Below are 20,392 nucleotides of genomic sequence, written 5' to 3'. Positions count from 1 at the left end.
TTAAGTGAAGAAACTTTTACTTTTTGTACGTTTCCTCATACCATCGCTGTAATTCTTCTACAGCAATATCATGGTCTACCGGACCATTATCGAGACGGTAATCAAGCATATGCTTATAAGCCTCACCAACTGTTGGACCTGGTTGCAAATGCAATAATTGCATTATTTCATTACCGTCTACATCAGGTCTAATAGCGTTAAAATCTTCCTGCTTTTTAAGCTCCTTTACGCGCTCTTCCATCTCGTCCATCGCATGCTCAAACATTAACGATTTGCGACGATTCTGAGTGGTTGCATCTGCTCTAGTAAGTCGGTTCAACCGCTCATACAGATGTCCTGAATCTTTTACGTAACGACGAACTGCAGAATCAGTCCACGGTTCATCAACATACCCATGAAAACGCAAATGCAAATTCACTAATTCAGTAACATCTTCGATAAGATGATGATCAAAATGCAGTGCTTTCAAACGTTTACGAGTCATTTTTGCGCCAACAACATCATGGTGGTGGAAACTAACTTTCCCTCCATCTTCAAATTTTCGAGTTTTTGGCTTCCCAATATCATGCAATAAAGCAGCTAGACGCAACGTTAAATCTGGAGACGGCACTGGACCTTCCTGATCTGTTTCCAAAGCTATAGCGCGCTCAAGAACCATCATTGTGTGTTCAAAAACGTCCTTATGACGATGATGCTCGTCAATTTCAAGCTGTAAAGCTGGAATCTCCGGAAGAACACGCTGAGCTATACCAGATTCAACAAGAGCTTCTAATCCTTTACGAGGTCTGTCCGAAAGTAACATTTTAGTAATTTCGTCGCGAATTCTTTCAGCAGAAACAATATCTAACCTATCTGCCATGTCCACAATCGCTTCAGCAGTATTTGCTTCGATACTAAACCCAAGTTGCGCAACAAAACGAACTGCACGCATCATACGCAAAGGATCGTCATCAAAAGATTGACGAGGATCAACCGGGGTTCGCAACACGCCTTTAGCTAAATCACTAGCACCGCCAAAAGGATCTACAAACTGTAAATCTGGCACGCGCAACGCCATTGCGTTGACAGTAAAATCACGCCTAGAAAGATCACCTTCTAAAGTATCACCGTATTGCACTTCAGGTTTACGAGAATCTGGATCGTACACATCAGAACGGTATGTAGTAATTTCAACTTTTACTTCTGTACCATCAGCACGTCGACGCATAGCTCCCAACGTGCCAAATTTGCGACCCATATCCCAAAAACCATCATGTCCCCAACGACGCAAAATAGGTTCAAACTCTTCGGGTCGAGCTGATGTACAAAAATCAAGATCATGCGACACGCGATGCAGTAGCATATCTCTCACAGGACCACCAACTAATGCAAGTTCATAATGACGCTCAGCAAAAAGTCGCCCCAACTCTATAGCTTCAGGCCAAACTTCGAAGTTCTCAGTCACCCTTACCGACACCCTTTCAGCAAAAATCAATCTATATTCCAGCATACCGTTACCCCAATGCACAGCGGATTGAGTAATGTTGACTATATGATCACTCCTGCAGACTTACGACGTACGCTCGCCAAGCTTGCGGATAATCATGCCCAAAATCAAGCTGCTCCTGTTATTACGCCACTTGATTTAGCTAAAATGCATAGAAAAAAGTCTTGCCAGCAAGACAGTTGTGAAGAACAAAATGTTGTTGATATTCCGCTGTTTTCTAAGGATGACAGCACTGCGCAAGACTCAGGATCGCCGGAAGATAATCTTCAAAAAACATCTTCTTTCTCAGGCGTATCTCCAGCACTTATGCCACCACGCAGACAGGCAGATACTCCTACAACTTTTGCTTCTTTAGATGCGCAAGACTTGCCAATTATTCGAGAATATTCCGCAGGCGGTTTAGTATTTGACTCTCTCGGGCGTGTCGCAATTATTGCTCGTCATTCAAGAAGCGGACACCTTGAATGGTGTCTACCAAAAGGACATATAGAAAAAGGTGAAACACCTCAAGAAACAGCAGTTCGCGAAATTCATGAGGAAACGGGTATAGTTGGCGAAGTAGTAGATTCGATTGCCACAATCGACTATTGGTTTACAGGCACAACGCATAGAGTACACAAGCTAGTACACCATTTTGCGTTACGTTACGTAAGTGGCGACTTATCTGTATTAGGAGATCCTGATCACGAAGCAGAAGACGCAATATGGGTGAATTTTAAAGAACTTAATGCAATACTAAGCTATCCAAATGAACGTAAAATTGCATGGCTTTATGCCAAAAAAGCACATAGGCGGTCTAACAGTGAAGAAACTCACGCGTAAACATCAGACCACAAATGCGTCTACTGTTCTAAAGCAGAAGGCACTTTCATACGTATTTTCTTTATTACGAGTTACGTTACATACTTGCTTAATTTCTGCACGTTTTATTTTTATATTATTCGTAGTATTTGCAACAATTTTTGCTTTTCCAACAGCAAAATATGCAGGATTAGCAAATTACGCATATGCAAACACGAAAAAAGCAGATTTATCTGACAAAACTTCTACAAGACAAAATAAAAAACAATCTACGTATGAGAACCCGCATAGCAAGGGCATTGAAATAGATATAACTCAAGCAACGCCTGTAGTAACAGATAAAAGCGGATACCACCTTACTGCAACACTAAAAGCCGTAAAAACGGCACTTCCAGAAGGCACTTTACAACTTTCTATAAATTCCAATTACACTTTTGTTTCGCGCACGGACGTGCAAAATTGGTCGCAAGAGGAATCTCTTATACCAACTCCTCAAATTTTAGATTCCGTAAAAACTCCAAGTTTAGCTTCCGGTCACACGTGCACTCTTAGCTTTAACATACCTGCAGATAAACAAGAATTACGTTCCATCCTGAATTGGGGTCCCAAACCATTAAAAATTACGTATTTCTCACAAGATTATTCAAAATACAAATCGATACATTCTTTTTGACAAGAGCAAATATTGGCATGCACTCAGCTAACTTACCAGCGATGAAACTTACTGCGCTCATGCCAATATTAATTCGTACACAAAACGATTTACGCAATTTTAAAGCTAATAACATTCAACCTAGCGATCATTTAGAAATGTTACTTAGAGCAGACAAAGATAGTATTCACAACATTATTGGGAAAGCTGATTTAGCAAATAAACACTCAAAATTACAAACAATCGCAGATTTAAGCACAATACAAGCATCGCATTTAACACTCAAACCAAGCGCTTATATGCAACAATCTGGTTTTGATATCAGTGCTTATGCAGATGACAATAATGACGATTTGTATAAATCGGCAGGAATTACTAAAGAAAAATGGTCTGCAAAAAATTCGCAATCGCAGAAAAATATTACTAAAGCAAATAATTCAAAACAAACAGACTCAACTAATCATAATTTAAATAAAGCTTATGCATGGCAAACATACGGCAAATGGACTATTCATGCACTAGAGCAAGCAAAACGTAATGGATATGAAACTGTTATTGCAACAGACGAATTTGACAATAATGCTTCACAGTTTGCTGTTAGAAATGGCATATACGATATAGATACGCCTGCAGGGAATGTGCGAGTTTTGTCACCTCAATCAGTGCTTACTCTTCTGGCAAACGGAAAGCCTACAAGCGATAACGCAACAAGCGAACGAACTCAGGCTGGGCGCATTAATCGTTTAGTGGCACAAAGCGCGTTCTACCAAATGGAACAGCCGTATGTTGATAGACATATTCTCATTACTTTTTCGAATAATGCATCTAATTCAAATATTGATGCTGTTATGAACGCATTAGAACAATCTCCTTGGCTGTCGTTAAGCGACTTGCAAACAATGGCAAATACGAAGCAAAATGCCTTGCCTGACTGGAAGAAAAATTCCATAATGCGTGAAATATCTCGCAACAGCTCTATAAGCGAGAATATTACTGAAAAACGACGCTCTTGCCTAAACGATTTGTCACATTCAAGGAAAGACGTTTTACGTTTTACTAAGAATATTCTCGACTATAGTTCCGCTAAGCATCCTCATAATACTGAGGGTGACGCTCAAGCACTTGCAAAACAAACAGCCAAAACAAAAAAACTTATTAACATAAAAGACTTAGAAAAGTATTTATTACGCTTATACGACGATATTTCTTTGCACGAATTTACCAATAATACGATCGAGCAGCAAGATTCAGCCAAAACTACTGCACACAGCAAGAAAAATAACAAGTCTTGTATAAGTAAAAATACTGCTAAGACTTTTGCAAATACACTGATGAATGGCATTCGCATAATCCCACCGCATGATATTACTGCCGTAAGCGAAACAGCAAGCATGCCTATTACGATAAGCAACACATACTCTTACCCTGTGCAAGTGTATTTATCTGCAAATACTCATGCTATGGAAATTGTTACACGCCGTAAAACTTTAGTAAAAATTCCAGCTAATAGCGAAACTCAAGTAACTTTACCACTGAGAATCACTACATCAATTCACACAAAAGCTACTTTTGTGCTTGAAGACAATCAGCATCGCGTATTTGCAAAAGAACAAAGCACACTTATTACTAGTACACTGCAAATTAGTGATAAAAGCGGTACGATTATTATAGTATTTGCTTTCATTCTTGGTCTTCTTGGCCTTTGGAGGCAATTCCACCGTAAGAAGGATCCAGACGAATGAGTTCAGTAGGTCGAAATTCTGTAATTATGGCTAGCGGAACAGCCGCATCACGCATTACAGGTCAAATACGTACTATCTTATTAGCAGCAGCCCTTGGAACAACAGGTTTAGCAGCAAACGCATATCAAGCTGGATCTATGATTCCACAGCTAATATATACGCTTGTTTCAGGTGGAATTTTCAACGCTGTATTAGTACCGCAAATTGTTCGCACTCTCGAAAAGAAAAATGCCGAGGAACGCTTAAATAAACTTATTACATTTGCAATTCTTCTGCTTCTCGCGCTAACAGTTCTTATGTCTATAGCAACGCCTGTGCTCACTATGCTATACGCCGGCGGAAGCGCCGAAATGCAAACATTAACATGTTCATTTACTTTATGGTGCATGCCTCAAATTTTCTTTTACGGTATTTATACAGTACTTGGGCAAGTTTTGGCAGCAAAAGAGCATTTTGCCATGTACGCGTGGAGTTCAGTTGCAGCAAATATTATTAGTTGCCTAGGCTTTGGCGTTTTTATCATCATCTTTGGTAAAGCAAATAGGATGCCACTAAGTTTTTGGAATGGCAATACTCTTTTGCTCACTGCAGGATTCTGGACTATCGGCGTAGCAGCACAAGCTTTAGTGTTATTCCTACCTCTTATAAAATGCGGAATACACTACAAGCCAAGTTTTGGTATACGAGATATCGGTTTAAGATCAATGGGCCCTGTTGCTGCATGGAGCATGGGCATTGTTATTGTTACACAAATAGTTGTAATGATTACTACGCATATAACAACAAGCGTCCCATTTGTTGCTGAAAAACGTTTAGGCTTAGACCAGTTTGAAGTAGCAGGTAATGCTACTTATCAAAACGCTTACACAATGTTCCTATTGCCCTACTCTTTAGTTGCAGTATCTGTTGCAACAGCAATTTTCCCTAAAATTTCACGCTCTATTGCATCTCACGATTTACATAGCGCGCGCAATGATTTAAGTGAAGCACTCAGGCACGTAAGCATAATTATGTGCTTCTTTACAGTCATTTTTATTGTTATTCCAACACCTATTTCGTTAGCTTTAATACCATCAATAAGTGTTCAAGAAGCAAACCTTATGTCTGCACCTCTAATGATGCTAGCTTTTGGCTTGCCTTTAACTAGTAGCTATTTGATTATTCAACGCACATTCTTTGCTTTTGAAGACGGTAAAAGTCCTTTTATTTTCGCAGCAGCGCAACTTCTTACTGAGCTTTTTGCCTTTGTATGTTGCATTAATGTACTGCCACCTACTTATTGGATTACAGCTTTAGGCTCATCAGTTTCAATAAGCTACTTCTTGACTTTCCCATCACTTGTTCATATGCTTCGAAATCGTTTCAACAATGACTTAGATGATCGAAATCTTGCAATTACGCATATAAAAATTATTATTGCTTCAATAGTATCTATTGTTGTTGGTCTCTTAGTGAGTAAACCGCTATTGCATGTTTTAAACTTCAATTCCCCACATATGCATGGAATATTAAGGTGGGTATACGCAATACTTATTTGCGCAATAACAACAATTATTATTGCTGTTGTTTATCTGTCAGCACTCTTACTTTTGAAGACCAGAGAACTTGTAGATTTGTCTGCCCCAATAATTAGTAAGCTTGCCCAAAAGATTCCTGCTCTTGCTCCTCTTGCTAAAATTTTTGAAGAAACTGCAAAAAGTCAATCACAGCACGAACAGAAAAATCTTAGAATTCCGCGTAGAATACAATCCGATGCAAAATATCATGATTCTTCTAACAGCAAAAACTTCTAAGAGCGTAGTTTCATATTGAGCTTTTCCTTAAAATATGTGATTATTTGGGAAATTATTTCAATAACAGCAAAATGCTGTACATAACATGACGGCTCACCAGTACAATTATGTGTTAGTAAAAAATGTTAAGTTACTTATTGCACATGCGTAGGAAGATGAGGAACAAATGGAACCTCGGTTAGGAGATATTGTACTAAATCGATACGTACTAGTATCGCTTTTGCGCAACGAAGCAGGCTTGCAAGTATGGCAAGCCAATGACCGCATACTTACGCAGGATTGCCAGCTTTTTATTGTACGAGATTCACGTTTTTTGCCGCAAGTAAATACAATTGCATCAACCTTGGCTTTATCGCATAGCCGCAAGTTTACGCAAGTACTTCAATTACGGCATCATGATTCTGTTGCAATTATTGTTACAGCTTTAGATCGCGGTATTACTATCAATGATTATTTGGCTCTTAAAAAAGCACCTTTAAGCTACGAAGCAATAAGAACTATTGTTGCAGAAACTGCACAAGCTTTAAGCAGATTACTTGCTAGCAATATTACTCACCACGCTGTTTCTAGTGACACTGTTCGCATAAGTTCTTCAGGAATTGAGTTAGCAGATACTCCAGTAAGTCCTCTTTTGGAAGATGTGACTCAAAAAGATGATGATCAAATTCCAAGGCAAAATGTTGAACATATTGCAACTAAGCAACTTGCATCATTGTTATACACTTTGATTACTAGAACTTCTTCTCGAATACAAGCTCGTTTTGATGCGTCTCTTTTGCCAGATAATACTCCTTCAGAATTTAGGATGATTTGCACAAGAAGCCTAGCTTCAAATAAAAATAACAACGTAATACCTATGGCGTCTATTGCAGAATTAGTAGCATTATTAGGTTCATACACGCCTTTATCGAAGCTCACAACAAGAGATATTGTGCTTGATGGTAAAACAAGTGTTGCTTCTATTAGCAATGTTCGACTTCGCGAAGCAAAAGATGATTGTATACTACCTTTGCCTGAAGGTCTTTCACAAAGTGAAGAAGAATTTGATGCACAATTAATGCAAAGAAATAATCAGGATTCTAACGATTTTTCTTCAACTAATTCAGCCAACACTATTTCAAATAATACAAATGGATCCGCTAAGTTAAGTGATAGCTTCAAAAATGCTGGAAGAACATTGGGATCTCTTCTTAAAAGAAGCAATACTAACTCAGATTCTGAAGGCATTGGTAACAATAGTTTTAGTGACGAAACTAACACTAATACAGATATAGATTTTCATGATATTGCAGCAGCAGAAATGGCTAGCATTCTCGCTCCTACAGAACTTGATACAGACGATGCTCTTTTCCCAACATTGTCTGCTTCATATAAACATTTTCCCGATACTGCTACGTCTAAAAATATTTTTGATCACGTTGAAAATACAAGAAATCAAACTTCCAAAAATACTATTAGCGAAACAGGCGTAGTTAGTAGTTTTGATTTTGGGCATCTTCTTACTGAAAATAATCAACACACAGAATTAATCTCAAGACCACAAAACTTAACTTCAGAAGGCGAAGCTACTGGTCGCGTTCCTGTTGTTGATTCTCACGGAAGATTTGTAGCTCCTGGAGAGGAATCAGCAAGAGCACTTAGAGACGAAATAAACAATGACCAAAACGACGATATCCAAGAAAATGGAGCACTTTCTTTGCCGCCAAGCTTCCAGCCTCTGGAACAAACTGCTAATTTGCACAAACAAAAGCAGAATACACAAAATAACAACACTATTGCAGATGCTAAGATTTGGTGGGGTCTTTCAACCAAAGTTATTGTTATCGGGGCTGTTTCGTTACTCCTTGTAGCTGGATTAGCTTTGGCATTACATGGTTTATTTGGCAATCATGAAAGCACAGGTAGCTTCGGAAACAACGGCTCATGGGATAGCACTAGTCTAGAAAATGTTCCGTTTGGTAGCCAAGGTATTCTTCCTCAAGAAAAACAACCTGTTAAGAAAAATATGGGTCGTAAGCAAGTAAAACCTGTGCCTAAGCCTAAAATTCCTACTAATAACGTTGCTTACGAAGCTGATCGTTATCAATTCTTAAGCTTCCCGGCTAATCAAGCTGGATATGGATACTATATTCACTTAACCGAACCACAAACTGTGTATCGCTTCGTTGTTTCGATACGTTCCTCTGGAGGTCACGCATATTTGTTGGCAGATACTAAGGATGATCCAACTAAGGGAACTCAAGTAGCAGAATTTACATTCGATGAAAGCGGAACAACAGATGTAAAACTTAAGAAGATTGTAAAATCTCAAGATTTCATGCTATGGGTTCCAAAAGATAGCATGCCTAAGAACAGTTTGTACATCAATTCTGTAAAACTGTATTGAATCTCTTATAATAAGTGCTTTTAAGGAAATAAGTAATGGAAAATAAACTTCGAAAAGTTATCATAATTGGATCCGGACCTGCAGGATACACTGCTGCAATATATTTGGGTCGCGCTGGGTACAAACCACTTGTTATTGCTGGAGCTCTTACTCCAGGCGGTCAATTGATGAACACAACGGAAGTAGAGAATTATCCAGGATTCCCAGAAGGTATTTTAGGCCCTGACTTAATGGAATCTATGCAAAAACAAGCTGAAAAATTTGGTGCAGAAATATTGCTGAACGATGTCACTTCTGTAGACTTTAAAAGTGCTGTAAAGCTCGTTACTACCGATGACGGTATAACTTATGAGTCCGACGCAGTTATTGTCTCTACGGGCTCGCAAGTGCGCAAATTGGGCATTCCGGGAGAACTCGAGTACTCCGGCAGAGGTGTATCTTATTGCGCAACTTGTGACGGCTTCTTCTTCCGAGGAAAACCAATTACTGTAGTTGGTGGAGGAGATTCTGCTTTTGAAGAAGCATTGTTCCTCACACGATTTGGTTCTTCTGTTACTTTAATTCACCGCAGAAATGAATTCCGCGCTTCAAAGATTATGGTTGACAGAGCAAAAGAAAACGAAAAAATCAAATTTATTACAAATAGCGTTGTAGATGAAGTGCACGGCAACGATGTAGAAGCTACTTCACTTACTGTTCGCAATGTTATTACAGGAGAAACTCAAGAAGTTGAGTCAGCTGGATTGTTTGTGGCAATTGGTCACACTCCTGCAACAAAGTTTTTAAACGGCCAATTAAAACTTAATGAAGATGGAACAATTGTTGTTGATGGTGCAACTACTCGCACTTCTGTTGAAGGCGTTTTTGCTGCGGGAGATGTTGTCGACAACATGTATCGTCAAGCAATTTCTGCAGCAGGAATGGGATGCAGAGCAGCTCTTGATGCTCAAACTTATCTTAACGAAAAATACGCTTAAATCTTACTCATTACACAAAGGCTTACTAAAAGTAAAAGCATAAATACAATTAAATTTACGTGTGACATTACAGTCTAAGCTATTATATTGTAGACAAATGTCACACGTATTTTATTAAAACTACTATTCTTTTTTAGAAACAAGTAAACCAATAATTCGTTGCATTTCTTCAGGAGAAGAAAAGACAATCTCGATTCTTCCATGATTTTCTGTGCCCTTAATAGAAACTTTGGTAGCAAAATGCTCCTCAAGCTGCTTGCGCACAGGCGAAGAAGACCACTGATTATTGCGACGCACACGCGTACGTACTGCTCCATGAGATGTATCTTCATTCTTCAACGAAACAATCTCTTCAGTACTACGAACTGACAATCCTTCTGCAATAATGCGATTGGCTAGACTTTCCATATCTTCTGGATTTTCCAAGCCAAGTAGTGCTCGTGCGTGACCTGCAGAAAGCACACCTGAGGCGACATGTTTTTGCACGCTAGCAGGAAGATTGAGAAGTCTTAAAGTATTAGCAATTTGTGGACGTGATTTTGATACAGACTGAGAAAGCTGAATCTGTGTTAAACCAAAATCATCTATCATCTGAGAATATGCTGCCGCTTCTTCAAGAGGATTAAGAGCAACGCGATGAAGATTTTCAAGCAATGCATCTCTTAACATATTTTCATCAGCAGTTGTGCGCACAATCGCTGGAACTGTATCAAGTTCAGCTAGCTGAGAAGCACGCCATCTTCTCTCGCCCATAATAAGTTCATAATGTGCAATTTGTTCATCATTTTTATCTGCATCAACAATAGGTCGCACAACTATAGGCTGTAAAACGCCGACTTCTTTAATAGATGACGCAAGTTCTCGCAGCTCATCTTCATCAAAAATTGTTCGAGGTTGATGCGCATTAGGAACAATATCTAACGGCTTAAGATAAGCTAAATATCCACCTTTTACTGGCTTCAAAGGCTCATTTTTTGCGGTTTTATTCGATTTTTCAGCAGCGTTATTTTTTTCACCAATAACGGTTTCTTCATTATTTTTTGCCTTAGACGACATAAATGTCGTTGATGCTGAATCTCCAAAAAAGAAATCCATAGGTCTAGTGACATCTCCAAGAGATGGCATAGTTGAACGTTTATGAGAATGCTTGTTAGTATGAATTGACGGCACGGTTTCACGTGAAACATTCTTTATTTTGTTATTATTCTTATCCGCGTGAGGAGCAATTGAATTGCTCATACTAGGGACCTTTGTTTCATGTGAAACATTTTTTGATTGATTATTATCTTTATGTAACGTTTCACGTGAAACTTTTGCTTGTTCTTCTAATTGACTATCCACAGATTCGGATTTTTTTGTTTCATGTGAAACATTAAATTGCAAATTATTAGATGCATCGGCAAGCGCATCCTCGCCAGGCAAAGCTGGGAACAAAGCACCTAAACCTTTACCCAGGCGAGACTTATTTCCACTCATTATTGATTCTCCTGTTGTTGTTCTTGTCGATTAGCATCTTGCTTTGCTGCGATAACAGATAATACTGTCTTAGACCTTTTCGCTATTTCTAACGCAGCTTCGCGATAAGAAATCGCTCCTGATCCATGAGGATCATAAGTAATAACACTTTGGTTAAAACTTGGCGCTTCAGGTATTTTCACAGTACGAGGAATCGTAGTCTCAAGCACAATATTTGGATAATGTTTTTTAACTTCTTGGAAAACTTCTCTGCCTAATAAAGTTCGCTTGTCAAACATAGTAACAAGCATTGTAGAAACAACTAAAATTGGATTGTAATGTTGCTGGACTAAACCAATAGTTCTTATAAGCTGTCCTAAACCTTCAAGAGCATAATACTCAGCTTGAATTGGTATAAGCATTTCACGTGCTGCACACATGGCATTAATCACTAACAAGCCAAGCGACGGAGGACAATCAATAAAAACATAATCGTAATGTTCGCTGCTATTATCAAGATATTCTTGCAAGGCATCCTTTAACAGATTATTACGATTATCCATATCTGCAAGCTCTAATTCAGCACCACTTAAATCAATGGATGCTGGCACAACATCAAGTCCTTCAATATCTGGGCAAGCATGTTTTACTTCAGCGATACTTTTTCGCCCTTCAAGAACATCGTAAACCGACAAATTACCAGAAGCATGAGGAGTATTTAATGCAGTTGACGCATTCCCTTGTGGATCCATATCAATAAGAAGTACTTTTGATCCACTTACTGCCATAGCTGCAGCAAGATTTACAGCAGAACTTGTTTTTCCTACTCCACCTTTTTGATTAGCAACAGCAATAAAACGCGTTTGCTTAGGCTTAGGATATTTCGCTTGTTCAATGGAATGAAAACGAGATGTCAAATCTGCCAATTCAATACCTAGGGAGGATTTTGAATCTCCAAAAATTCGTTGAATCGTTTCAGCAGCTGATTCCACGACGTATCACCCCCAATTAAATATGCGAAACTCTTAAAACAAAAATATCGTGTTTTAAGTTTCGTCGTTTCCATGGACATAAAAAGCACAAATTTTTTTGATGTTTCACATGAAACATCAACACCTTATTCCATAACTAACTACATATTTTTCTAATCATAGAACACTAATGTTAATGCTGCTGCACACTACAAAATAGAAACAATCAATGCCTCGCTCTCCCCAAAACCTAATTGAACAATTTATATTCATGTGGTGAGATTCTTCGATTTTTCGCATTGATTGGATGCTTGTATGTTTCTGTAGCTTTGCACCAATGCTTTGCAAACGTTGCACATGAAGCTTTGCAGTAATGCTTTGCAAACGGCGATTATGTAGCTTTGCAGTAATGCTTTGCAAACGGCGATTATTTATTGATTAGCAAACTTTAACAGTATTGCTCTGCGGACGTTGAATATTTATCGCATAGAGAACACTAGCATCCGTGCTGCTGCGCACGTCACACCAGGCACTCCTACCACACCAAAAACACTAGCGGTTTTACTAATAGTGGGAGATAGGAATTGCTTGGTCGAGCAATATAAAAGCGGAACGATAGTAATAATCTTGTTGATGAATACTATTTTTGCAGAAAAAGTAAATAAAAAACTAAACTTAACTACACAACCGCTAAGTCCAAATAAGGTATAAGAGCGGAGCGCTGCGAGACAAGTAATTCCTATCTCACACAGCCACACAAAGAAACCCGCCAGCCAAACACCAGCTAAAACTCACGCCACGCCAAACAAGAACTTTCGAGGCTCATCAGACCGTTTTCAGAAAACACCAGTCAAAACTCATAGACGATACGCAAGAACATCGAAAATAAACTCGCGCCATAGAAAACACAAATTTTAATTAAAAAATTAGGCTTTATTTACTATTACAACTGTAGTTGGTTGTAAGCCAGATGCAACAGGTGCCTCAAAAACATGAGTATCTATTCCACCGGCTTTTCGAATCATTTTTACAGCTTTTTCTACTTCTGCTTGAGCAGATTTACCCTTTAATGCTATTAATTTCCCGTGCTTATTCAATAGAGGAATAGTCCATCCAGCTAATTTCGTCATAGGAGCTACAGCCCTGCATGTTACTACATCAAACGCTGGAATTTCATGTGACTTAACTTTGTCAATAACTTCATCTGATCTGCCGTGAAATATAGTAACATTTTTTAATTTCATAAGAGCAACGCACTCACGCAACCAATCAACACGACGCTCCATAGGTTCAATCAAAGTAACGTCATAATCAGGTAAGCACGCAGCTAAAACTAGACCAGGAAAACCTCCGCCGCTACCTACATCTGCAACTCTTTTATTTTTTCTACCAACTATTGCTTCTTTAATAAAAGGAACAACTGCTGCAGAATTTAATATATGCCTTTCCCAGAGAATATTCATATCTCTAGGACCGATAAGACCTCTTATTAATCCTTCTTGCTGAAGTTTCACGTGAAACAGCTTACACTTTTCTAATGCTTCACCTAAAACCTCGTTCAGCAACGGGGATCCTTCCAATTCGTCCGCTATTTTTTGTGTATTTTCCTCGTATTTTTTATCTAAATTAGCTTCCATATTTTCCCCAAAACAAATAAAAGCAATATAAAAAATAAATAAAAAGTAACACAACAAAACATTTTTTGTTCCATTGTGTTACTTTTCATTTTATTTCTCTTTTCCTTCGAAAAGAAACAATTAAATAAAAATTAATTATTCTTCAGAATATTCGCCTTCTACATCGTCAATTTCATCAATATTCTCATCTTCAGAAGCAACTGAAGGCATGTAAACAGTTACATAGCGGCGTGGTTCTTCCCCATGTGAACGGGAGCGCAAACCTTCATCACGTACAGTATCATGCACAACTTTACGCTCAAAAGAATTCATTGGCTTCAAATTCACAGGTTCACCAGTTTCACGCACCTCATCAACAGCATCTAACGCAATATCGCGCAAATGCTGGCGCTTACGCTTTAAGAATCCATCTACATCAACTATAAGATGCGAACGATCACCAGTTTTTTGTTGAACAGCAAGACGACTCAATTGCTGCAAGGCATCGACAACCTCACCATTGCGACCAATTAAATTCTTAATATCAGTGTCATCATCTGCAACAATCTGAATCATTGGGCGATTATTGCGCACACCCATCTCAATATCACCCTCATAATCAGCAATATCGAGTAAGCCTTCTAAATAATCTGCGGCAATATCAGCTTCTTCATTGAGTTGATCAACCGTCCTCTTCTCATCTTGTACCATTAATTACTCCTTATCGTGAGAAAATTCACGTTTTACAAATTCCTGAAGTCTAGTTTAGCGGATAATAAAGCCAAGTTACTAACTTATTTTCAAGTCATAAAAATGACTTTATATATCCGCAAAATGTATCTAAATATTAGCGCTTTGCCACCTTACGTTTACGTTGTGGCTGTTTGCGCTGGAATCCCTCAATCTCTCTACGCTCAGCTTCTTCACGAGCTTTTTGAAGATTCTCTTCTTCAATAGAAGGCAACCCTTCGCGCTCACGACGAGCAGTTTCTTTTTGATAGTCACGCTTTTCTTTTTCTTCAGCTGCAGGAGATCCAGGAGTTGGGAATGCGTAAACTTGCCAAATTGAACGCAACATATTTATAACATTGTTTACTAACCAGTAAACCAACATTGCAAATGGCATAGCAAACGCAGAGAAAACGTAAATCAACGGGAATCCCCACATCATGAGCTTTTGTACAGTATATTGGCTACCCTGCTTAGACTCAGGCGGAAGATTCTTACGAATATTATTGAATTGCATGTACCACATTGCAGCACACATAAGTACAACAAATATAACTATGACAATTTTACCTGCGCCAGCAGTTGTCATAAAAGTATCTGCAACACCAACCCCAAATACGCGAGTTTTAACGAATTGCTGTGCTGTTGCAATATCAAAGGCACCAAGAGCTGCATGCTTACCACGAGCAATAAAAGGAATAACGGAAAGCGTATACCAAATACTCATAAATGCAGGACCCTGAATCATCATAGGTAGGCACGAACCAGCAGGATTGGCTTTGTTATCTTGATAAAGCTTCATCATTTCACGCTGCATAGCTTCTTTACTTGCAGGATCATTTTTGCCTTTATATTTTTGCTGTATTTTCTTAATCTTAGGCGCAATAGCTTGCATTTTGCGCATGCCTTTAATGCTTTTAATAAATGCAGGGAAAATGCACGCATGCACAACTAATACCAAGAATACGATGGAAAAAACCCAAGAGAAGCCAACTTCATTCATTCCCAGAAGAGTTAATAACTTATGGAATAATGACATAATTTGAGTCATGAGCCACTCAACTGGCGTCAAGATTTTATAAAACCATCCCAAGAATCCATTATCAAGTATGAAGTTATCTTGATTAAACATTAGTTTTCCTTGTCTTCTTCAGCCAAGGGAGTTAGCCGTGGCTCTTCATGTGCTTTAGACCAAGCACATCTGTAAAAAATCGAATATTTGCGGGGTACATCATCAATACTGCAGCTTGTCCAAGGTCTACAGCGTAGAAGGCGTAATAATGCAAGAATACCACCTCTAAACGTGCCATATCTAGCAATTGCTTCAATAGCATAACGCGAACACGTAGGATAGTATCTACAGCAAGCTGGTCTATTTGCAGAAATCGTGCGCTGATACCATCTAATTGCACTAATTACAAACTTAGAACTTAAACTTTTTTTACTACGCATAACAATAACCACCATTTACTCAAAATAATATATTTCAATTATCCTTGATTCTGATTATTCTCATGCATTTTGCAATTTTGTGTAGAACACAGATCTGCACTAATTTTGCCAAAAAGCTTTTGTATCTGGCATTGTAACGAATCAAATGAAGATTGAGCTGCAGAAGGTTTTGCTCTTAGCACCACATCACAACCTGCAGGTAATAAAGATTCATAATTTTTTGCGATTACTCGTAGACGTCTTTTTACCTTATTGCGAACTACAGCTTTCCCCACTGATTTAGATACAGCAAGACCTAACCTCTTTACATGTTCAAATTTTTGATCATGTAAGAAGGTACCAGAAAATGCCGCGGGAGTATCACTTTCAAAACCCGTGGCAATATAATCTAAACTTGCACTTCTATCTTCGTTAAGTGTGCTCTGCACGGCTATATCGTCACGCATAATGTAATGCGCGACGATATCCCGAGAACTCACCTTGCGCCGTTTTTTTAGCACCGCAACAAAATCACGGTGGCTTTTCAGCCTTTCCATGCCTTACGACGCTACCTTAACTCAGGCAGACAGTGACTTGCGGCCCTTGGCACGACGACGATTAATTACTGCGCGACCTGCACGCGTACGCATGCGAACGCGGAAGCCGTGCTTCATGTGACGACGACGATTATTCGGCTGAAATGTCCTCTTCATAACTAATGCTCCTGTATTCAGCCACGCAAAAGCATGGCCCCGTATGAGTCAAGCTATACCAAAATACTATTACCCCTCACCAATGCTCAAAACTCCACATTTTCTTATTAAAGAATCAACATTGTCAGATATAAATAAAAATGATTTATTCACATTTCTACTACAATTTATTGTACACGCAAAATCGTTGAAAAATAGCCAAATCTCAGCTTTAAACTTATCCACAAATTACACACATGTTATTCACAATTAAACAATTTCAACACGCTAGACTGTGGATAACTTCGTAGGGTCAGAGTAAACATATCTTACTGATACTTATTACACACGTGCGCGCGTAAACAGAATCAGCATTATTACATGTGCTAAATGCAAGTTTGGGGGTGAAATGGCTGATACATTAGGCGATTCTACATCGCAAGCTGCTTTGGTATGGTCTAATACGCTTACTGTTTTACAGCATAATGCCCTTTTAACTGCGCGCGATAAAGGTTGGTTTGAAGGTGTTAAACCAGAAGCAATCTTTGGAACGACCATTGTTTTGTGCGTATCTAATGCTGAAACGCAACAAGCTTTGCAAAATGAATTAAATTCTCCTCTACTTACAGCATTAAAAATTTGCACTGGTAAAGATATGTTTCCTGCTTTTAGGATCGTCCCTCAATCTGAATATCAGGAAAAAGCTGCACAAAATTCTTCAAATTCTTTATCTCATCAAGCACAGAACAATGCGAATTTAAATAAAAATAAAATAGTAACTGATAATACAGTTTTGCCTGTTGATAATATTTCAGTTTCATCATCTAATAATTTGTCATCGGTTACAGCAAATAATTCATCTCCTGTACAACCAGATTTTGATCATGCAACTGGAATATCTACTCTTCAACAAACTGATATTTCTACTGAACAGGCTGCACAGCAAAAAATGCCTGTCTCTGTTCAACGCGATGCAATTACACATTTAAATACGTGCGCAACTTTTGATACTTTTGTGCCTGGCGATTCAAATCGTTTTGCAAGAACTGTAGCTTTGGCAGTCGCAGAGGGTTCCGGCAGAGATTTTAATCCTTTATGTATTTATGGTGGCTCCGGTCTTGGCAAAACTCACTTGCTTAATGCAATTGGCAATTATGCTTTAGTAAAAGATTCTTCACTTAAAGTTCGTTATGTAACAAGTGAGGAATTCACTAATGAATTTATTGAAGCTCTTCAAACACCAAATCAAAGTCAAGGTCAAATCGCTGATTTTAATAGGCGATATCGTGAAGTAGATGTTCTTCTTATTGACGATATTCAGTTCCTTGGTGGAAAAGAAGCAACACTTGAACAATTCTTCCATACTTTTAATTCTTTATATCAAGCAAATAAGCGAATAGTTATAGCTTCAGATGTTGCGCCAAAAAATCTTAAGGGATTTGAAGCACGCTTAATTTCCAGATTTGAATCAGGTCTTACGGTTGATATTAAACCGCCAGATTTGGAGACGCGTATTGCAATTCTGAGAATGATGGCATCAATGAATCACTGTAATGTTCCAAGTGACGTACTTGATTTAATTGCTGAACGTTTTACAGAAAATATTCGTGAACTTGAAGGTGCATTGACACGCGTTACTGCTGTAGCATCTTTAAGTAATCAGCCTGTTAGTAAAGCTTTAGCTGAACAAGCATTACAAGATTTCTTTGCTACAGATATTGAAGTAAGGCCAACTGACATCATTAGTCAAGTAGCTCAGTATTTCCACATGACTTTTGATGAACTTGTTGGTCGTCAGCGCACAAAGAATGTTGCACTCGCTCGTCAAATTGCAATGTATCTTGCAAGAGAAATGACAAGCATGAGTTTGGTTGATATTGGCGAAGTTTTTGGCGGTAGGGATCATACTACAGTTATGCATGCTTATACTCGAGTAAGTGGCGAGATGCAAGAAAAGCAAGAAATTTATAACTACGTTATGGAATTAACTGTTCGTTTAAAACAAAATCCTGTTGAGCGTAGAAATTAAACTTATTTTCCACATATTCATGAATAAATGTTTAAAAGTTTATAAAAAGTTATCCACATACTTAATAACAAATGTGGGTAAAAGCTGAGCATAACTCGTGGAAAACGCCGCTTAAAAATGTTATTAAGTTGTTTATAAGGCATTTAAAAATGTGGAAACTCTAAAAAATAGAAAAAGTTGTGGATAAGTTCCCCACTTATACACATTGTTGTTCTTGTGTTATCCACATCTTTTAATTGTTAATAAGTCTTTTTAAAAGCGGTTTTTAAGCACTTTTCCACATATACACAGTCTTTATTACTACTTTTATTTACTACTTAGTTAATAAGAAAAATAACAATTGCAAAAGCAATGCAAACATTGAAAAATATTTTTTTGTAGACACCCTCATACTGTAGAATAAATGCAGACTTTACAGAAAAGAGGAAGCATGAAAGTAGAAGTCAACTCTGCATCATTTGCTGATGCTGTAGCTTGGACTACACGCGTAATTGACTCACGCCCTGCAAACCCTATTCTTGCAGGCTTAAAAATTGAAGCAGCAAATGGCACATTGCAGCTTTCTGCATTCAACTATCAAATTTCTAGCTGCCATCACATCGAAGCTGGTGTTGACGAAGAGGGAAGCATACTTATTCTAGGCAAATTGATGGCAGATATTACTAAGTCTCTTCCTGCAGAAAAAACTTATCTAAAATCTGAAAATAATACTTTGACTATTACTTCCGGAAAATCAACATTTACTCTACAACTTATGCCTCTTGGAGAGTATCCTGACTTGCCTGAACTGCCTCATAAATTAGGTCAGGTTGATGCACCAACATTTATTCAAGCTGTAAATCAAGCATCTGTTTCTACATCTAGAGAAGAAAATAGACCGGTTCTAACTGGAATTAGGATCCAATTTGAAGATGACACCGTTACTATGACTTCTACTGATAGATTCCGTCTATCTAGATCTACTTTTAAGTGGACACCAGAACATAATGACATTCATTCGACCACTCTTACTCGTGGGTCATTACTAAGAGATATTGCTCATTCTCTCGACGATCATCAAAATGTTATTATCCATTTTAATGAGGAAGATAAGTCACTTTTAGGTTTTGAAAATTCCGGTCGTACAAGTACTTCACAAATAATTGATGGAGAATTCCCTTCTGTAGATCGACTATTCGTAGATGAATATCCTATTCACGCAATTATTAATAAACAATTATTGATAAATGCAATTAAGCGAGTATCTTTAGTCGCCGAAAGAAATGCTCCTATTCGAATGATTTTTTCAAATCAGGAGTTAACTTTGAGTGCTGGTACTGCTGACGAATCACAAGCAAAAGAAGTACTTGATATCGATATGGATGGAGAAGACATAACTGTTGCCTTTAATCCGAACTACTTACTTGAAGGGTTAGGAGCTATTCCAGAGCCATTCGTTCACATGAAAATGACAACAGCTGTAAAACCTGTTGAATTTAATGGTCAGCAGGAATCAGATGGTGATGAATCAACAGATTATCGCTATTTGCTTGTTCCTATGCGTTTTAATAATTAATATTGTTGCGATATTGCATTGTATTTTAGATTATTTTTTGATGTACAATGTAATATCGCATTTTTCTTTTAAAACTA

The 20,392-nt window shown here is 38.2% G+C and carries 15 protein-coding genes and 1 pseudogene; 7 read left to right on the top strand and 9 right to left on the bottom strand.

Going from position 1 to position 20,392, the window contains the following annotated elements; genetic code table 11:
• Positions 1–16: 16 nt before the first annotated feature.
• Complete coding sequence (locus HXT37_RS00420) at positions 17–1,489, bottom strand: CCA tRNA nucleotidyltransferase (RefSeq protein WP_049762339.1); 1,473 nt, start codon at positions 1,487–1,489, stop codon at positions 17–19.
• A 42-nt stretch (positions 1,490–1,531) separates the two neighbouring features.
• Between HXT37_RS00420 and HXT37_RS00415 the strand changes: the two genes are divergently transcribed.
• From HXT37_RS00415 to trxB, 5 genes and pseudogenes are all read left to right on the top strand, one after another.
• On the top strand, positions 1,532–2,308 hold the full coding sequence (locus HXT37_RS00415) for an NUDIX hydrolase (RefSeq protein WP_004110180.1): 777 nt from the start codon (positions 1,532–1,534) through the stop codon (positions 2,306–2,308).
• Positions 2,259–4,681: pseudogene (locus HXT37_RS00410) on the top strand (DUF6049 family protein). The gene HXT37_RS00415 and the pseudogene HXT37_RS00410 overlap by 50 nt, the downstream one beginning before the upstream one ends.
• Entirely contained in the window at positions 4,678–6,474 is a 1,797-nt protein-coding gene (gene murJ, locus HXT37_RS00405) for a murein biosynthesis integral membrane protein MurJ (protein WP_421779537.1), read from the top strand. The pseudogene HXT37_RS00410 and the gene murJ overlap by 4 nt, the downstream one beginning before the upstream one ends.
• 166 nt (positions 6,475–6,640) lie before the next feature.
• Entirely contained in the window at positions 6,641–8,860 is a 2,220-nt protein-coding gene (locus tag HXT37_RS00400; RefSeq protein ID WP_033888539.1) for a kinase, read from the top strand.
• A 35-nt stretch (positions 8,861–8,895) separates the two neighbouring features.
• On the top strand, positions 8,896–9,837 hold the full coding sequence (gene trxB / locus HXT37_RS00395) for a thioredoxin-disulfide reductase (RefSeq protein WP_102703290.1): 942 nt from the start codon (positions 8,896–8,898) through the stop codon (positions 9,835–9,837).
• 123 nt (positions 9,838–9,960) lie between these two features.
• Here trxB and HXT37_RS00390 read toward each other — a convergent pair whose 3' ends face one another.
• The 8 genes from HXT37_RS00390 to rpmH form a co-directional block, all read right to left on the bottom strand.
• Positions 9,961–11,313 (bottom strand): ParB/RepB/Spo0J family partition protein, encoded by a 1,353-nt coding sequence (locus HXT37_RS00390; RefSeq protein WP_103013751.1) that lies wholly within the window; start codon positions 11,311–11,313, stop codon positions 9,961–9,963.
• Positions 11,313–12,284, bottom strand: coding sequence for a ParA family protein (locus HXT37_RS00385; protein WP_004110194.1), 972 nt, complete (start codon positions 12,282–12,284; stop codon positions 11,313–11,315). The genes HXT37_RS00390 and HXT37_RS00385 overlap by 1 nt, the downstream gene beginning before the upstream one ends.
• A gap of 905 nt (positions 12,285–13,189) precedes the next feature.
• Positions 13,190–13,900: a 16S rRNA (guanine(527)-N(7))-methyltransferase RsmG gene (gene rsmG / locus HXT37_RS00380; protein WP_004109604.1), complete on the bottom strand. Its 711-nt coding sequence runs from the start codon at positions 13,898–13,900 to the stop codon at positions 13,190–13,192.
• Positions 13,901–14,035: 135 nt separating this feature from the next.
• On the bottom strand, positions 14,036–14,590 hold the full coding sequence (locus HXT37_RS00375; RefSeq protein WP_004109601.1) for a protein jag: 555 nt from the start codon (positions 14,588–14,590) through the stop codon (positions 14,036–14,038).
• Positions 14,591–14,726: 136 nt separating this feature from the next.
• Entirely contained in the window at positions 14,727–15,740 is a 1,014-nt protein-coding gene (yidC, locus tag HXT37_RS00370) for a membrane protein insertase YidC (RefSeq protein WP_012913701.1), read from the bottom strand.
• Entirely contained in the window at positions 15,740–16,060 is a 321-nt protein-coding gene (yidD, locus tag HXT37_RS00365) for a membrane protein insertion efficiency factor YidD (protein ID WP_004119706.1), read from the bottom strand. Before yidD ends, yidC begins: the two co-directional genes overlap by 1 nt.
• A 38-nt stretch (positions 16,061–16,098) precedes the next feature.
• Positions 16,099–16,596 carry a ribonuclease P protein component gene (rnpA, locus tag HXT37_RS00360; RefSeq protein WP_004119708.1) on the bottom strand — a complete coding sequence of 166 codons (498 nt, stop codon included), beginning with the start codon at positions 16,594–16,596 and terminating at the stop codon, positions 16,099–16,101.
• Positions 16,597–16,617: 21 nt separating this feature from the next.
• Positions 16,618–16,752, bottom strand: coding sequence for a 50S ribosomal protein L34 (rpmH, locus tag HXT37_RS00355; protein WP_004106067.1), 135 nt, complete (start codon positions 16,750–16,752; stop codon positions 16,618–16,620).
• Between the two features lie 388 nt (positions 16,753–17,140).
• On the opposite strand from rpmH, the gene dnaA reads away from it, so the two are divergent.
• Positions 17,141–18,760, top strand: a complete 1,620-nt coding sequence (gene dnaA / locus HXT37_RS00350; RefSeq protein WP_004109588.1) for a chromosomal replication initiator protein DnaA — start codon at positions 17,141–17,143, stop codon at positions 18,758–18,760.
• A 430-nt stretch (positions 18,761–19,190) separates the two neighbouring features.
• On the top strand, positions 19,191–20,315 hold the full coding sequence (gene dnaN / locus HXT37_RS00345; RefSeq protein ID WP_421779535.1) for a DNA polymerase III subunit beta: 1,125 nt from the start codon (positions 19,191–19,193) through the stop codon (positions 20,313–20,315).
• The last annotated feature ends 77 nt before the right edge of the window (positions 20,316–20,392 follow it).

It is taken from the genome of Gardnerella sp. DNF01151, assembly GCF_049244235.1.
GTDB classification, from domain to species: domain Bacteria; phylum Actinomycetota; class Actinomycetes; order Actinomycetales; family Bifidobacteriaceae; genus Bifidobacterium; species Bifidobacterium swidsinskii.
This window is presented reverse-complemented; position numbering and strand designations above follow the sequence as displayed.

Coding starts and splice junctions, on each gene's coding strand:
- rsmG (WP_004109604.1), bottom strand. CDS start 13,900: ATGGAAGCTAATTTAGATAAAAAATACGAGGAAAATACACAAAAAATA.
- HXT37_RS00420 (WP_049762339.1), bottom strand. CDS start 1,489: ATGCTGGAATATAGATTGATTTTTGCTGAAAGGGTGTCGGTAAGGGTG.
- murJ (WP_421779537.1), top strand. CDS start 4,678: ATGAGTTCAGTAGGTCGAAATTCTGTAATTATGGCTAGCGGAACAGCC.
- rnpA (WP_004119708.1), bottom strand. CDS start 16,596: ATGGAAAGGCTGAAAAGCCACCGTGATTTTGTTGCGGTGCTAAAAAAA.
- rpmH (WP_004106067.1), bottom strand. CDS start 16,752: ATGAAGAGGACATTTCAGCCGAATAATCGTCGTCGTCACATGAAGCAC.
- HXT37_RS00415 (WP_004110180.1), top strand. CDS start 1,532: ATGATCACTCCTGCAGACTTACGACGTACGCTCGCCAAGCTTGCGGAT.
- HXT37_RS00390 (WP_103013751.1), bottom strand. CDS start 11,313: ATGAGTGGAAATAAGTCTCGCCTGGGTAAAGGTTTAGGTGCTTTGTTC.
- HXT37_RS00400 (WP_033888539.1), top strand. CDS start 6,641: ATGGAACCTCGGTTAGGAGATATTGTACTAAATCGATACGTACTAGTA.
- yidC (WP_012913701.1), bottom strand. CDS start 15,740: ATGTTTAATCAAGATAACTTCATACTTGATAATGGATTCTTGGGATGG.
- dnaN (WP_421779535.1), top strand. CDS start 19,191: ATGAAAGTAGAAGTCAACTCTGCATCATTTGCTGATGCTGTAGCTTGG.
- dnaA (WP_004109588.1), top strand. CDS start 17,141: ATGGCTGATACATTAGGCGATTCTACATCGCAAGCTGCTTTGGTATGG.
- HXT37_RS00375 (WP_004109601.1), bottom strand. CDS start 14,590: ATGGTACAAGATGAGAAGAGGACGGTTGATCAACTCAATGAAGAAGCT.
- trxB (WP_102703290.1), top strand. CDS start 8,896: ATGGAAAATAAACTTCGAAAAGTTATCATAATTGGATCCGGACCTGCA.
- yidD (WP_004119706.1), bottom strand. CDS start 16,060: ATGCGTAGTAAAAAAAGTTTAAGTTCTAAGTTTGTAATTAGTGCAATT.